At 40.3% G+C, this 14,811-nt stretch carries 12 protein-coding genes; 10 read left to right on the forward strand and 2 right to left on the reverse strand.

Annotated features, from left to right (window positions below):
- The first annotated feature begins 40 nt into the window (after positions 1 to 40).
- The 5 genes from E7303_RS03645 (at position 41) to E7303_RS03665 (ending at position 5,833) form a co-directional block, all read left to right on the forward strand.
- A complete protein-coding gene (locus E7303_RS03645) occupies positions 41 to 1,666 on the forward strand; it encodes a glycosyltransferase family 39 protein (RefSeq protein WP_292143883.1) in 1,626 nt (541 codons plus the stop codon).
- An 11-nt stretch (positions 1,667 to 1,677) separates the two neighbouring features.
- Entirely contained in the window at positions 1,678 to 2,280 is a 603-nt protein-coding gene (locus tag E7303_RS03650) for a hypothetical protein (protein WP_292143884.1), read from the forward strand.
- A 118-nt stretch (positions 2,281 to 2,398) separates the two neighbouring features.
- Positions 2,399 to 3,760 (forward strand): Trk system potassium transporter TrkA, encoded by a 1,362-nt coding sequence (trkA, locus tag E7303_RS03655; protein WP_292143885.1) that lies wholly within the window; start codon positions 2,399 to 2,401, stop codon positions 3,758 to 3,760.
- A gap of 1 nt (position 3,761) precedes the next feature.
- Positions 3,762 to 5,207 carry a TrkH family potassium uptake protein gene (locus E7303_RS03660; protein WP_292143886.1) on the forward strand — a complete coding sequence of 482 codons (1,446 nt, stop codon included), beginning with the start codon at positions 3,762 to 3,764 and terminating at the stop codon, positions 5,205 to 5,207.
- Positions 5,208 to 5,311: 104 nt separating this feature from the next.
- Positions 5,312 to 5,833 carry a hypothetical protein gene (locus E7303_RS03665; protein WP_292143887.1) on the forward strand — a complete coding sequence of 174 codons (522 nt, stop codon included), beginning with the start codon at positions 5,312 to 5,314 and terminating at the stop codon, positions 5,831 to 5,833.
- Here the strand turns inward: E7303_RS03665 and E7303_RS03670 are convergent, their stop codons facing one another.
- Positions 5,834 to 6,610, reverse strand: coding sequence for a TraX family protein (locus E7303_RS03670; RefSeq protein ID WP_292143888.1), 777 nt, complete (start codon positions 6,608 to 6,610; stop codon positions 5,834 to 5,836).
- Between the two features lie 6 nt (positions 6,611 to 6,616).
- Complete coding sequence (locus E7303_RS03675) at positions 6,617 to 7,762, reverse strand: DUF3048 domain-containing protein (protein WP_292143889.1); 1,146 nt, start codon at positions 7,760 to 7,762, stop codon at positions 6,617 to 6,619.
- Between the two features lie 136 nt (positions 7,763 to 7,898).
- Here E7303_RS03675 and E7303_RS03680 point away from each other — a divergent pair, with 136 nt between their 5' ends.
- The 5 genes from E7303_RS03680 to E7303_RS03700 all read left to right on the forward strand — a co-directional run bounded on the left by E7303_RS03680 (position 7,899) and on the right by E7303_RS03700 (position 14,660).
- On the forward strand, positions 7,899 to 9,503 hold the full coding sequence (locus tag E7303_RS03680) for an MBL fold metallo-hydrolase RNA specificity domain-containing protein (protein WP_292143890.1): 1,605 nt from the start codon (positions 7,899 to 7,901) through the stop codon (positions 9,501 to 9,503).
- A 22-nt stretch (positions 9,504 to 9,525) separates the two neighbouring features.
- The gene (gene thyA / locus E7303_RS03685; protein ID WP_103868534.1) at positions 9,526 to 10,377 is read left to right on the forward strand and encodes a thymidylate synthase; all 852 of its coding nucleotides are present in this window, start codon (positions 9,526 to 9,528) and stop codon (positions 10,375 to 10,377) included.
- Between the two features lie 21 nt (positions 10,378 to 10,398).
- The gene (locus E7303_RS03690; RefSeq protein WP_292143891.1) at positions 10,399 to 10,887 is read left to right on the forward strand and encodes a dihydrofolate reductase; all 489 of its coding nucleotides are present in this window, start codon (positions 10,399 to 10,401) and stop codon (positions 10,885 to 10,887) included.
- Positions 10,888 to 10,910: 23 nt separating this feature from the next.
- Positions 10,911 to 11,819 carry a diacylglycerol/lipid kinase family protein gene (locus E7303_RS03695; RefSeq protein WP_103868533.1) on the forward strand — a complete coding sequence of 303 codons (909 nt, stop codon included), beginning with the start codon at positions 10,911 to 10,913 and terminating at the stop codon, positions 11,817 to 11,819.
- Between the two features lie 66 nt (positions 11,820 to 11,885).
- Positions 11,886 to 14,660, forward strand: coding sequence for a glycoside hydrolase family 3 protein (locus E7303_RS03700; RefSeq protein WP_292143892.1), 2,775 nt, complete (start codon positions 11,886 to 11,888; stop codon positions 14,658 to 14,660).
- Positions 14,661 to 14,811: the final 151 nt, after the last annotated feature.

The raw sequence follows: 14,811 nt of genomic DNA on the forward strand, positions 1-14,811 counted from the left end.
ACAGCTATTTATTGGCTGTGCCTATATTTAAGAGGATGGAATGTCTGAAAAAAGAATTAAAGTCACAAAAGACTGTATTGGGATAGGTTTTATTGTTGCGGCTATATATTGTCTGGTCAGGGCATTTCTCCTGACCTTTTCTACAGATATTTGGTACGACGAGCTTTTTTCCATGGAATTTGCCAAAAGACCTTTCGAGGAACTTATCAGTCTTACCTCAAAGGATGTGCACCCGCCGCTCTATTATATGATCGTGAGGGTCTTTTTACTCCTTGGAAATGGCTTTGGTCTGCCATTCGAAACAAGTGGCAAGATTGCGTCAATTTTGCCGTTTTTACTGCTTTTTGTTTATGCAGTCACTGTCATCAGGAAAAATCATGGGATGCTTGCAAGCGGGCTTTTTTGCTTTGCGTCAGTTACTATGCCGGGGCTTCCTGAATACACAACAGAAATCAGAATGTACAGCTGGGCACTTTTCTTTGTGACAGCTTCACTTATACATGCCTTCAATCTGATGAAAAATTATCTGAGCGAAGACAAAAAATGGGATCTACCAAACGGAATCGCACTGTTTTTGTTTGGAACAGCAGCTTTTTATACCCATTACTATGCTGCACTTTCAGTAGCAATTATTTATTTCTATGTTTTACTTTGGATGATTATAAAGTACGTTGCTGTTATGGGTGGCAAAGGTAGCATAAAGCACTTGAATTTCAAGGCAATCGCAGCCGTTATCATCAGCGCTAACCTGACTGCTGTTTGCTATGTTCCATGGCTTTCGGTTCTTCTTGGACAGGCACATACTGTGAGCGGAAGCTACTGGATACAGCCTGTGGGACTTAGGACCTTTGGAAGTTGTATCAAATATCTCTTTAGCGGATATTTCTCAAACAGTATCATTACTACTGTCTTAGCGGTTATATTGTTCATACTTGTTGCCTTCATTGTGGTTAACAATGTGATCAGGCTGGTAAAATGTGGATATCAGGATGAAAATGAAAAGGTAAAAGACCTTCAGAATCTTATGGCAGTCATGGTGCTTCCTTTACTGGTTATTGTAGGAATTGTGGCATCAATTCTGATCCGCCCGGTGTTTGTTAACAGGTATATGATCCCAGCCATGGGTACTTTCTATCTTGCTATAAGCATTAGTATAGGGAGTGTGTTTAATGAGAAAGTTACCCACAAAATCACACAGATAGCTTATTGTATATTGGGGATACTTATTGCTATAGTTGGATGTGTGGATTTTAAAGGCTTTATCGGCAACGAAGAGTACCGACAGGTTAACATGGAAAAGACATTAGACCTCTTTTCAGAAATAGATTCAGATACGCTTATTATCAGTAACTTTGATCATGTTCAGGCTCTTTTGGCTTATTATCTAAATGAAGATGTGACAGATGATGAGCATAAAATATATCTCTACTACGGACAGCCTGAAGCACTTGTGGATGAAATGCTGACAGGGCTCTATACTATTGAAGATTCTGTGGATGTTGAGAATTATCTTTTGTCAGGAAAAAGAGTCCTCTTTCTTGGAAGCTTTAACAGCAGAGAAGCTATACTTGATGAGTGGAATAAGGAATATGGTATAACCTATGAGAATCTTGGAAGCTATCTCATGGAGAGATACTGGTTTGACGTATTTGAACTAAGCCTTTAATTGGAGGAAATATGAAAAAGATACGAGCCGTTTATCTGCTTTTATTGGCTGTTACCATAGCCATAATTAGTAGTGTTGGATTTTTAGATGGCATAACAATTTATGCCAAAGATGAATTAAAAGAGGCCAGACAGTGTACGTTTGTAGTACCTTCTGACTTTACACTTCAGGCTGAGACAGACACCTTTGTCAACAAGAACGAGCCTATGGAGTCTTCATCAATCAGCTATAACATATATGACAATGGTAAAAATATTACCCTCACGAACAGGGAGAAGAAAAGAAATCCCGCATCCATAGAGAAGGCAGTTGTAGACAATACAGCCAATCTCACCAAGAGTGAGTATGAAAAGCTTTTGTCAGAATCTTATAATGAAGCCTTTGGCAGTGACGTGGACTTTACAGTGGAGAGCTTTAAGAATATTACTATCGACGGTTATCCGGGCTATCATATCGAGTCAAGTTTTATGGTGCCTGATCAGCAGAAGGCGTACCAGACAGTATATATGATAATGTCTAAGTACAAGACCTTTACGATCACTTATCAGAGAGCGGAAGATGATAACTGTCAGGAGTTGTTTGAGCAGAGTGCTGCTACAATTCATGTGAATTAAATGGGCTAAGTATTGTCATTTTGTGGGCAATACTTAGCTTATTCTTTGGAATAGCCGATATATTAATAGCTATTTGTGGTAGAATATATAAGGATTTTTATGTCTTTGGAGGATTGTTATGCGAATTATTATCGTGGGCTGTGGAAATGTTGGTCAGACCCTTACTCAGCAGCTCAGTAAAGAAGGACATTATATAACCGTAATAGAAGAAAAAAGCAGTGTTGTACAAAACGTTGTAAACAGCTATGACGTTATGGGAATTGTGGGTAACGGCGCAAGTTACTCTATCATGAAGGATGCCGGAATTGAAAAGGCAGACCTGATGGTGGCTGTAACTGATTCGGATGAGCTCAATCTTTTATGCTGCCTTATAGCTAAAAAGGCGGGTAATTGCCATACTATCGCGCGAGTACGTAACCCTGTTTATAAAAAAGAGATCAATTTTATTAAAGAAGAACTTGGCTTATCAATGGTCATCAACCCTGAAGAGGCAGCTGCAAATGAAGCTGCAAGGCTGCTAAAGCTTCCTTCAGCTACAAAGATCGAGACCTTTGCAAGAGGCAGAGCAGAGCTTATCAAGATGGTCATCAGTGAGGACTCAAGGCTCTGCGATAAGGCGCTTAAGGATATCCCGGCAGATCTTAAAAAGCAGGTTATCATCGCAGTTGTTTCAAGAGGAAAAGATATCTTTATCCCTGATGGAAACTTTATATTAAGGGCGGGAGATGAGATTACTATCATCGGATCCAGCAGAAATACACTTAATTTCTTTAAAAAGATGGGACTTCCTACTGCAAAGGTGCACTCAACAATTATTGTAGGAGGCGGAGAAACAGGTTTCTATCTTGCGGGACAGCTTATATCCTACGGCATTAAGGTGACTATTTTTGATAAAGATTCAGAGCGCTGCAAGGAGCTTTCTGAGCTTCTTCCACAGGCGCTTGTCATAAATGGTGACGGCACTGATAAAGATATGCTTTTGGAAGAGGGAATCACCAGAGTTGAGTCTTTTGCTTCCCTTACAAATCTTGATGAAGAAAACATAATGCTCTCAATGTATGTAAAAAACATCAATCCAAAGGCTAAGCTTATAACAAAGGTCCACAGAGTTAACTATGGTGAGATAATCGGATCACTTGATATTGGAAGTATTATTTATCCCAAGAATATTACTGCAGAGAGAATCGTGCAGTTTGTACGAGGAATGTCGGCGTCAAAGGACAGTAACATAGAGGCGCTTTATAAGCTCAATGATGAGAGAGTTGAGGCCCTTGAATTTATAGTAAGAAGCGGAAGCCCTGTTATTGGCGTTCCTTTGTCTCAGCTTAATCTTAAGAAGGGCATTCTTATAGCTTGCATAAATCATTACGGAGAGATCATAACTCCTAGTGGAGAGAGCGTTATAAGAGACAGAGATTCGGTAATCGTAGTAACAACACGTACCGGATTAGATGATATCAACGACATACTGGAGAAGTAAAATGAACTATTCAATGATCAGATATATCCTGTTCAGACTTTTCAGGATCATGGGATTTCTTTTGATGTTGCCGTTTTTTGTGGCAATCATTCACAAGGAATATGACAGCGCGGAGTCTTTCTTTTTACTGATTGTTATCACGCTTGTTGTCGGTATACTAGGCTCGATAAAAAAGCCGAAGAGTACCGTTATTTATGCTAAAGAAGGCTTTGCCATAACAGCTCTTGCCTGGATATTTATGAGTATGCTTGGAGCTGTGCCTTTTGTTATGACAGGAACTATCCCCAATTATATTGATGCCCTTTTTGAGACTATATCGGGCTTTACGACCACAGGAGGAAGTATCCTTACCTCTGTGGATGGCATGGAATACAGCGTTCAGTTCTGGCGTACATTTACACACTGGATCGGTGGAATGGGAGTTTTGGTGTTCCTCATCGCTATTATTCCAATGGTTGATGGCTACAGTATGCACCTCATGAGGGCAGAGAGCCCGGGACCGGTTGTTGGTAAGATTGTTCCAAAGGTAAAAGATACAGCGAAGATCCTTTACCAGATATATATCGCTATTACTCTTTTGGAGATCATCTGCCTTATTATTACTGGAATGCCTATATACGATGCGGTTACTATTACCTTTTCCACTGTAGGAACCGGTGGGTTTTCTGTTAATGATGCAGGTATTGGTGGATATTCAATCGCAAGCCAGGCGGTTATCACTGTATTCATGGCACTTTGCGGTGTTAACTTTACCGTTTATTATTTCCTGATCAACAGAAAGCCAAAAGAGGCTTTTGCTGTAGATGAAGTTAAGTACTATTTTGCGACTATGCTCATAGCTGCGTGCCTTATCTCAATAAATGTATACAGAGCAGGGATTATTACCGACTTAAGACTTTCCTTCCATCACTCTCTGTTTACAGTATCATCAATTATGACAACTACAGGTTTTGGAACAATGGATTTCGATAAGTGGCCAATGTTTTCCAAAATGATCCTTTGTTTGTTATCTCTTGTAGGAGCCTGCGCTGGTTCAACAGGTGGTGGATTTAAGTTTTCAAGAGCAATAATCGTCATAAGAAACGCCAGAAACGAACTTAACTACCTTGTCCATCCAAAGGCTGTAAAAAGAGTATATATGGATGGTCATACTGTGGAGGGTACCACTGTAAAATCAGTTTCAGCTTATTTGGGTCTTTATGTAGTTACTTTCATGATTTCCTGCATATTGGTGGCTCTTGATAATTTTGATTTCCAGACCACAGTTACATCGGTGGCAGCAACCATGAATAACATTGGCCCCGGACTTGGAATGGTTGGCCCTATGGGCAATTATTCAGAGTTTTCACCTCTTGCCAAAATTGTATTGATGTTTGACATGCTTGCAGGAAGACTTGAGCTACTTCCTATACTCATATTCATAAAGCCTAAAACCTGGAAGAAATGAAATAATTATTAAATTTCTATAAACAAGCTCTTGAAAATTGTGTCCAAAATGTGATAGACTCTAGTAGTATTTGTGGATAGAAATGAATTAATAGGTGGGTTGAAATGACAAAAACAAGGAGAACAATGCTTATTGTTCTTGGCGCATTTCTCTTGGGAATATCGGTACTTGCTGGTGCTATAGTGCTATTTAGTACTGCAAGTGAAGCCAATATGGACATTACTCGTAGTATTTATGAGAGTTCTCATGAGACATCGAATAAGAGCGAACATATTAGGCTCTCACAGAGAGTGACGGTTAAGACTGGCGAGGGAACACTTCCATTTAGTGGAACAATAACCAAGTCACAAGATGCTTTTTATCCGGGAACTTACAAGATAGTTTTTAGTAACAATGCTATTTTGACTGACACAGCAACTATAGAGGTTAAGTTCCAGGTAAAAGAGGGAGAGACTGTATATATTCTTACAGGCAATAAGGACGGCGGATATACACAGTACGCTGAGGTTGTAGCTTCAAAGCCTGACTGTGTTGAGTTCCAGACCAACATATTACAGAATTATACAATTTCAACTACAAATATTTGTGGTGCTCAGGAGGCTATGGCTAGTCTCGTAGGCAACTGATCATATTTTGTAAATTGCATAGCGAATCGCATATAACAATAGTAAATGTGCGGGGTAGAAGATATAGAAGAGATATTTGAGCTTTCCTAAATCTTTGCCCCGCTTTTTGTTATAGAAAAACAGGAGAATAAAGCCCGGAAAAGCCTTGAATTCATTAGGTATTCCACAGAGTGTGATATAGGAAGCAAGAAGGCTTACAGCTTCATAGAAATGAAAGAAGTAAAATATAAGTATTACACCTATTCCAAATTCGCGATAGTCACAGTTAATAACATGCGCCGTGTAGGCGCCAACGGCTATAACAAGGGCGCTGGCAGGATAGAATGCAATACGGGATATCTTTTTATCTGACATAGATAATTCTTTTCTAAAGAAGTCTACAGCCCATATAACGAGAAGACCGATAAAAAGAGAAAACATGACATTTGAGCTGTACATGAAATCACCTTCAGTCTTATTAAATGCCAGATCATAGGGATATTCTGAAATAATAGCAAAAATAAACAGACTAAGAGCGTATCTTAGTCTGTTTTTAGTGTGATAAAAACCTTCAACCAGTAGAAAAGCAAATACCGGAAAGGCACTGCGACCTATAAATCGCATAGCCTTGTAAAACATGTTCAGCTTCTCAAATTCAAATATATCTTTCTGAACTCCGGCCTGAAATACCGGAAGAATGATTGCTGCGCCGATATGGTCTATAAGCATGCATATGCATGCTATTAATTTAAGTGTATTGCCATTAAGTTTGCGGTATTTGTCTATATTGAAAGTCATATTGTTTTATTCGAAGATAATTTTTTCCCAGGTGTCATCAGGAACAAGTGCAATGTATGTTTTACCATTGTTGATCTCAAGCTCATCGCCGTTTTCGTCATAGTACTTTGTTACATCAGTGTATCCTGATTTAACCCATGTGACGTCCTTAGCAACGCCGTTTGTGAGGTACCAGGCGTATTCACCGGCGCCAACACAGTTGTAGATCAGATATCCTTCATCATCAAGCTGTGTGAAGCTGCATTTCTGAAGAATAACATTCTTGAATGAAAGAACTTCGCCGCTGTCGGCATCTTCATGAGGCTCGCCGTATTCAGAATACTCATAAAGTCCTGTTTCAGGATTATAAGTAAGTGTTGAACTGTTATGAGGGAAAGGAAGAGATACCTTGTTAGCAGTGTAGGATCTGTCATATTTCTCATCAAGATTTATCTCACTGCCATAGTCTGTAAAATTAAAGTGGCTTCCTTCATTAGCAAATTCGTTATAGGTTTCTGAAATGTTTGCCTTAGGTATTTCTCTTTCAAGATCGCCAGAAACGATGTACTCAGTAAACTCTTTGTCTTTACCGTTATTGATTCTGGAGAAAAGACCTGAAATATGGTCTTTAGCCCAATCCATGGCAAAATAAGCATCGTTATGGACAGGACCACCATCGTGACAGAGAATAGCGTTCCACTCTGAAGCTAAGATGATGTTTGTAGGTCTGGTGCTACGAATACTACCAAACTGTTCAAGTGACTTCCAGTCTTTTACAACACACATAAGACGTGTAATGCGGTCATTGGCAGTGCTGTTCATCATTTCGTATACAACGTCAGCCTTAGTTGTTTCATAATGTGGAAGAGCCTTGATCTCATTATCTACCATAACTGCGATAGGACGCTGATCCTTGATGTCTTCGCTTATTGGCTCACCTGTGAGCTCACTGAAATACATTCCCTCAGGGAGAACGTAAGGTTCGTCAGAATTCGCAACTGCCTCTGCTGTCGTAGCTTCTGCGCTTGAATCATTTTTTTCTACTGCTTCATAAGAAACATCACCTGAGGAAGTGTCCTCTGTGTCAGTTGATGAACATGCAGCTACTGAAAGCACAGTAACAGCACACATTATGGAAGCGATAGCTTTTTTGGCATATCTATTAATGTACATTTCCAAAGTCTCCTTAAAATAAAGTCAATCTATATTGTATCAAATTTATGAAAATATTTCCAATAGTGTCAAAGAAACAACAAAGTGCCGTGTGAAACCGAAAGTATGTTATACTGATAAAAACGAGGTATTGCAGATGAAACTTATGTTTATTGGTGCTGATCATGAGGTGACGGGAAGCTGTCATTATCTTGAGGCAGCAGGTAAAAAGATACTTGTGGATTACGGAATGGAACAGGGCAAGGACTATTTTGAGAATGTTTCACTTCCGGTAAGTGCGCCTGAAATTGATTATGTTTTTCTGACCCATGCCCATGTGGATCATTCCGGAAATCTTCCGCTTTTATATTCAAAGGGCTTTAGGGGAAAGATTTTTTCCACTGTAGCTACAGCATCTTTGTGTAATATAATGCTCAGAGACTGTGCGCATATCCAGATGCAGGAAGCTGAGTGGAGGAACAGAAAGGCCAAAAGAAACAAGGACATATCTGAGATGGAACCGGCATATACCATGGAAGATGCTGAGAAAACCATAAAGAGCTTTGTGCCCTGCAGATATGATGAAGAGGTTGAGATCTGCGAAGGCATTAAGATCAGGTTTACCGATATAGGACATCTGCTTGGATCGTCCAGCATTGAGGTGTGGATTCAGGAAAAAAATGTATCTAATAAGATTGTTTTTTCCGGGGACATTGGAAATAAGGACCAGCCGCTTATTAGGGATCCACAAAAAACTGATGCGGCAGATTACGTGGTTATGGAGTCCACTTATGGTGACAGACTTCATACTACTGACAGGCCTGACTATATTAAAGCCCTGACAGAAATTCTTGAAAGAACTTTTTCAAGAGGTGGCAATGTTGTCATACCTTCTTTTGCTGTGGGCAGAACTCAGGAAATGCTGTATTTTATCAGAAAGATAAAAAAGGAAGGACTTGTAAAGTCAAACCCGAATTTCCAGGTGTTTGTGGACAGTCCTCTTGCTGTTGAGGCCACAGAGATATTCAATGACAATCAGATGGAGTGCTATGATGAGGAAGCCATGGAGCTTGTGAAAAAGAGGATAAATCCTATCACATTCCCTGGACTTAATCTTGCGATCACCACCGAGGAATCAAGAGCAATAAACGAGGACCCAGAGCCAAAGGTCATCATTTCTGCTTCCGGAATGTGTGAGGCAGGACGAATAAGGCATCATTTAAAGCACAATCTCTGGAGACCAGAGTGCACGATACTATTTGTTGGATATCAGTCGATAGGAACAACAGGACGTGCTATAGTAGATGGAGCCGAGCAGGTAAAGCTCTTTGGAGAGACAATTGATGTAAAGGCAGATATCTGTAAGCTTGAAGGCTTGTCAGGACACGCAGACAAAAATGGACTTATTGAGTGGATAAATGGCTTCACTGTGCAGAGACCTAAAAAAGTCTTTGTGGTTCATGGTGAGGACAGTGTATGCAGCTCTTTTGCCGAGTGTCTGAGAAATGAATACGGATTCGATGCTATGGCGCCTTACAGCGGCACGGAAGTTGATCTTATATCAGGAGTTGTTCTGAAGGAAGGAATGCCTATTCCTGTAAAGAGAAAAGAATCAACGCTTGTTTCGGATGTTTATGCAAGGCTTAAAGCTGCCGGTGCAAGACTTATGGGCATAATCGCAAAAAGCGAGGGGATAAGCAATAAAGACAAAGCTAAATTTGCAGATCAGATAAACTCACTTTGTGACAAGTGGAGCAAGTAAGAGTTTATAGTAGGAGGAAAGTATGAGCAGAGCTGACGAGATCTTTATAAATATGTGTAAAGATATATTGGAAAATGGAACTTCAACAGAGGGAGAAAAGGTAAGACCACACTGGCCGGACGGAACACCAGCTTATACCATAAAGAAATTCGGTGTGGTCAACAGATATGATCTTTCAAAGGAATTCCCAATCATGACCCTTAGAAAGACAGCGCTTAAGAGTGCGACAGATGAGATTTTATGGATATACCAGAAAAAGAGTAACAACATAAATGACCTTAACAGCCATATTTGGGATGAGTGGGCTGATGAGACAGGTTCGATTGGAAAAGCATACGGCTATCAGATTGGACAAAAGAGCATTTATAAAGAGGGCGAGTTTGATCAGATGGACAGGGTTATCTATGACCTGAAAAATAACCCATTCAGCCGCAGGATCATGACTAATACTTATGTATTTTCTGATCTTCATGAAATGAACCTTTATCCTTGTGCTTACAGTGTGACTTACAATGTAACACAGAAAAAAGGTGAGGACAGACTTACACTCAATGCGATCCTCAACCAGAGATCACAGGATGTTCTGGCAGCCAATAACTGGAATGTGGTTCAGTATGCAGTTCTTGTTCACATGATCGCACAGGTTTGTGATATGAACGTAGGTGAGCTGGTACACGTTATTGCAGATGCTCACATCTATGACCGCCACGTGCCGCTTATCAAGGAGCTTATTGAGAGAAAGCCTCTGCCAGCTCCAAAATTCAAACTCAACCCTGATGTAAAAGACTTCTATGAGTTTACAAGGAATGATGTATCTCTCGAAGGCTATGAAGTAGCCGGCGACCAGATAAAAGATATTCCGATAGCCATATAATACACAACATTTGGAGGACATATGAAAGCAATAGTAGCAGTAGACAGCAATTGGGCAATTGGACACAAGGGGAAGCTCCTTGTCAGTATTCCTGCCGATCAGAAGAATTTCAGAAAGCTCACAACAGGAAATACTATAGTTTACGGAAGAAAGACCCTTGAGACTTTTCCACAGCAGGTGGTCCTTCCAAACAGAAGGAATATAATCCTTTCAACAAGAGAGGACTATACAGTAAAAAATGCAGAGGTAGCTCACAGCAAAGAAGAGCTTCTGGAGCTTGTTAAAGATATTGATACAGACAGTGTTTTTATTATTGGCGGATCAAGCGTCTATAACGAGTTTATCGATGAATGCGATACTGCAATAGTTACTTTTATCGACAAGGAATATCAGGCTGATTCTTACTTCCCTAATCTTGATAAGGATCCGAACTGGGAACTTGTAGATGAGAGCGATGAGCAGGTTTATTTTGATATAACTTACACATATAGGACATACAAGCGCAAATAAAAAAGCGGGGTTGTATTTCAATTATGGATAAAAAAAGAGCATTGATTCTTATAAATAAGACATCAGGAACAGGAAGAGCAGCCAGCGAGACTTTGGAAATAGCGACAGCTCTTGCACAGAAGGGGTATGAACCAATAGTTTACCCTATTCTTCCGGGGAGCAATCTGACATCAGAGGAGATAATACCTCAGTATGATGGGAAAGTGGATATGATCATGTGCAGTGGCGGAGATGGAACGCTGAATCATGTTATGAACGCCATTATGCACATGAAGAAAAAGCCACTTCTTTCCTATGTTCCATCTGGAAGCACCAATGATTTTGCCAAGGGACTGGGAATTCCTTCTTCAAAGGCAAAAGCTATAGAGGTAGTTTCCAAAGGGATGCCTTATACCTATGATGTTGGAAGAATGAACGACAAGTATTTTAATTACGTGGCTGCATTTGGTGCATTTTCAAAGGTTAGCTATGCTACAGATCAGGATCTGAAAAACGTATTGGGCTACGCTGCCTATGTTATCAGTGCAATAGCAGAACTTCCTCAGAATATAGGTTACAGCTGCCATATGAAGATTGAAGCGGATGATCTGTATGAAGAGGGAGATTTTATTTTTGGTGCAGTAAGTAATTCTGCTTCAGTTGCCGGAATGACTCTTTTTGCAGACAGCGATATAAAGCAGGATGATGGCTTTATGGAGCTTCTTTTAATAAAGGCACCCAAGAATCTGGCTGAATTCAATGCGGTAATAGCTGCACTTGCCACAAAAGAACCCGACAATCCATATATTATTTACAAGCAGGTAAAAAGCGCAAAGTTCGTTTCCGATGATGAAACAGAATGGACGCTGGACGGAGAATTTGGCGGAGCATTCAAAGAAACTGAGATAGAAGTTGTTGAAAAGGCAATAACCATTCTTGTCGGAAAAAAATAGTATTGACGAAAACGTTTAAGTAAGTCAATATCATTAGTAAAAAATAATTATATTTGAGGTTAGGTTATGAGCAAGACGTGGGACATAGAAAAGTTTAAGCTCGCAGCAAGAAGTGCAGCAGCAGAGGGCATAGTTATGCTCGAGAATAAAGACGGCGCACTTCCTCTTGAGAAAAATGAGAAGATTGCTGTTTTTGGAAGAGCTCAGATGAATTATTACAAGAGCGGAACAGGCTCAGGCGGAATGGTCAATGCCCGCTATGTTGTAGGAATTTACGAGGCACTTGAAGCTTCAGGCAAATTTAAGATAAACAAAGATGTCAGGAAAGCATATGAAGATTTTGTAAAAGAAAATCCTTATGAGTCAGGATTTGGCTGGGCATCAGAGCCATGGTTTCAGAAGGAAATGCCTTTAACTGATGCGCTCGTAAAAAAGGCAGCAGCTGATTCTGATAAAGCCATTTTCATCATCGGAAGAACTGCCGGTGAAGATCAGGATAATAAGGCTACAGAGGGGAGCTATCTTTTGACCAAAGAAGAAAGCAAGGCTCTTTCTAAGGTATGCAAGGCATTTAAGCAGACAATAGTTCTTTTGAATGTTGGAAATATCATAGATATGAAGTGGGTGAAGGAGTGCAAGCCTTCAGCCGTGTTGTATGTTTGGCAGGGAGGTCAGGAAGGCGGCAACGCTGTTCTTGATGTTCTTTGCGGAGATGTTAATCCTTCAGGTAAGCTTTCAGATACGATTGCTTCAGATATCAATGACTATGCTTCAACTGAGAACTTTGGCTCAGACAAACAGAATTTCCAGGCAGAGGATATCTATGTTGGATACCGCTATTTTGAGACCTTTGATAAAGAGAAGGTTCTTTATCCATTCGGATATGGACTGTCTTATACAAGCTTTGATATAGCTTTGGGAGATTTTTCTTTTGACAAAAAAGAAGGAGTAACCCTTGAAGTATTAGTTTCAAATACAGGTGACAGAGCAGGTAAGGAAGTTGTTCAGGTGTATTTTGAAGCACCAAACGGCAAGCTTGGAAAGGCTAAAAGAGTCCTTTGCGGCTTTGCAAAGACAGATGTTTTAAAGCCTGGTCAGTGTCAGAAACTTGAATTTGATGTGCCTAAGTACTGGATGGCTTCTTATGATGACGGTGGTGTTACAGGTCACAAGTCTTCATATGTCCTTGAAGAGGGCAAATATACTGTTTATGCAGGCAGCGATGTAAGAAGCGCTGAGGTTGCAGGTGAGTTTTCTTTAGACAAGCTTGAAGTTGTATGTGAATGCGAGGAAGCGTACGCTCCTGTTGATAAGTTTAAGCGCCTTAAGGCAGAAGTATCCGGAAAAGGTGTTAAAAAGGTCTATGAAGATGTTCCTCTTAGAACTCTTGATCCTAACAAAAAGAGAAAGGACAGACTTCCCAAGGCACTTAAATACACAGGTGACAAGGGATATAAGCTTGTTGATGTGGCTAATAAGAAAGTCAGCCTTGATAAGTTTATAGCTCAGCTTTCTGACCGTGATCTTGTTACTATGATGCGCGGCGAGGGAATGTGCTCTCCAAAAGTAACTGCCGGAATTGCAGGTGCTTATGGCGGAGTGACAGATTCTCTTTCAAAATTTGGAATTCCTGTAGGCGGATGTTCAGATGGACCTTCCGGAATCCGTATGGACTGTGGAACCCACGCTTTTTCACTTCCGAATGGAACATGTCTTGCCTGCACATTTAATGAAGATATAAACGAAGAGTTGTTTGGCTGGGAGGGACTTGAACTTAGAAAGTTCAGGATTGATGCCCTTTTAGGACCTGGAATGAATATCCACAGAAGTCCTCTTAACGGCAGAAACTTTGAGTATTTCTCAGAGGATCCGTTCCTTACAGGTAAGCTTGTTTCTGCACAACTTCGCGGTATGCACAAGTATGGCGTGACAGGCGTTATCAAGCACTTTGCAGGAAACACCCAGGAGACAAACAGACACAATGTAAACAATGTTGTATCTGAGAGAGCACTTCGTGAGATTTACTTAAAGGGCTTTGAAATTGCCGTAAGAGAAGGCGGTGCAAGAGCTGTAATGAGCACATACGGCCCTGTTAACGGTCTTTGGACAGCAAGCAGCTATGACCTTCTTACTACTATCCTTAGAGGAGAGTGGGGATTTGACGGCATTGTTATGACAGACTGGTGGGCAATGGGCAATGACGAAGCAAACGGTAAGGGAAGCTATGCTAACGTAGCTGCACAGGTACGTGCCCAGAATGACCTCAACATGGTTAATTCAAGCGCTGAAGAGAATTCCAACAAGGATAATCTTGATGATGCTATAGAAAAAGGACTTGTAACAAGAGATGAGCTTGCAAGATGTGCAGGCAATATCTTAAGGTTCCTTCTTAAGACTCCTGCTTTTGAGCATCTTATCGGTAAAGAGTCTGCTCTTGATAAAGAACTGAAAGCTGCAATTGATGAGGATGATGCATCTCTTCAGGATATGATCAAGGTTAAGTTCGATAAAAAAGAACTTTCACTTGATACAAAGCTTATAAATACAGAAAAAGGTGAAACAACAGTATTTCTTTTGTCTACACCTACAAAATGTGAGATGGATGTTGAACTGGTACTTAGAGCAGATAATCAGCCTGATGTTGCTCAGCTTCCTCTTTCAATCTTCCAGGACAGACAGCTAATAAAGACCATCACTCTTACAGGAATGGACAAAGAGTGGAAGAAATTCCGCATAAAGCTTGCTCCATCTTTCCTTGGAAACTTCTACCTGAAGTTCTATTTTGCTCAGAGTGGTCTAGTGTTTGATTCTGTAAAAGTTATAAAAACTAAAGAAATGTAAAATAATAGAGAGTATTCTAGCGTAAGTTTTTGCTTATGTTAGGATGCTTTCTTTTTGTAAGAAGACACAGGGAAGAAGACAGAGGGACGGTTCCAATGTCATTTAGATAGTAGAATTCTTGATAGCAGTATATTATTATAAACATGATAAA

The sequence above is a fragment of the Butyrivibrio sp. genome, assembly GCF_015056685.1.
Lineage (GTDB): Bacteria > Bacillota > Clostridia > Lachnospirales > Lachnospiraceae > Butyrivibrio.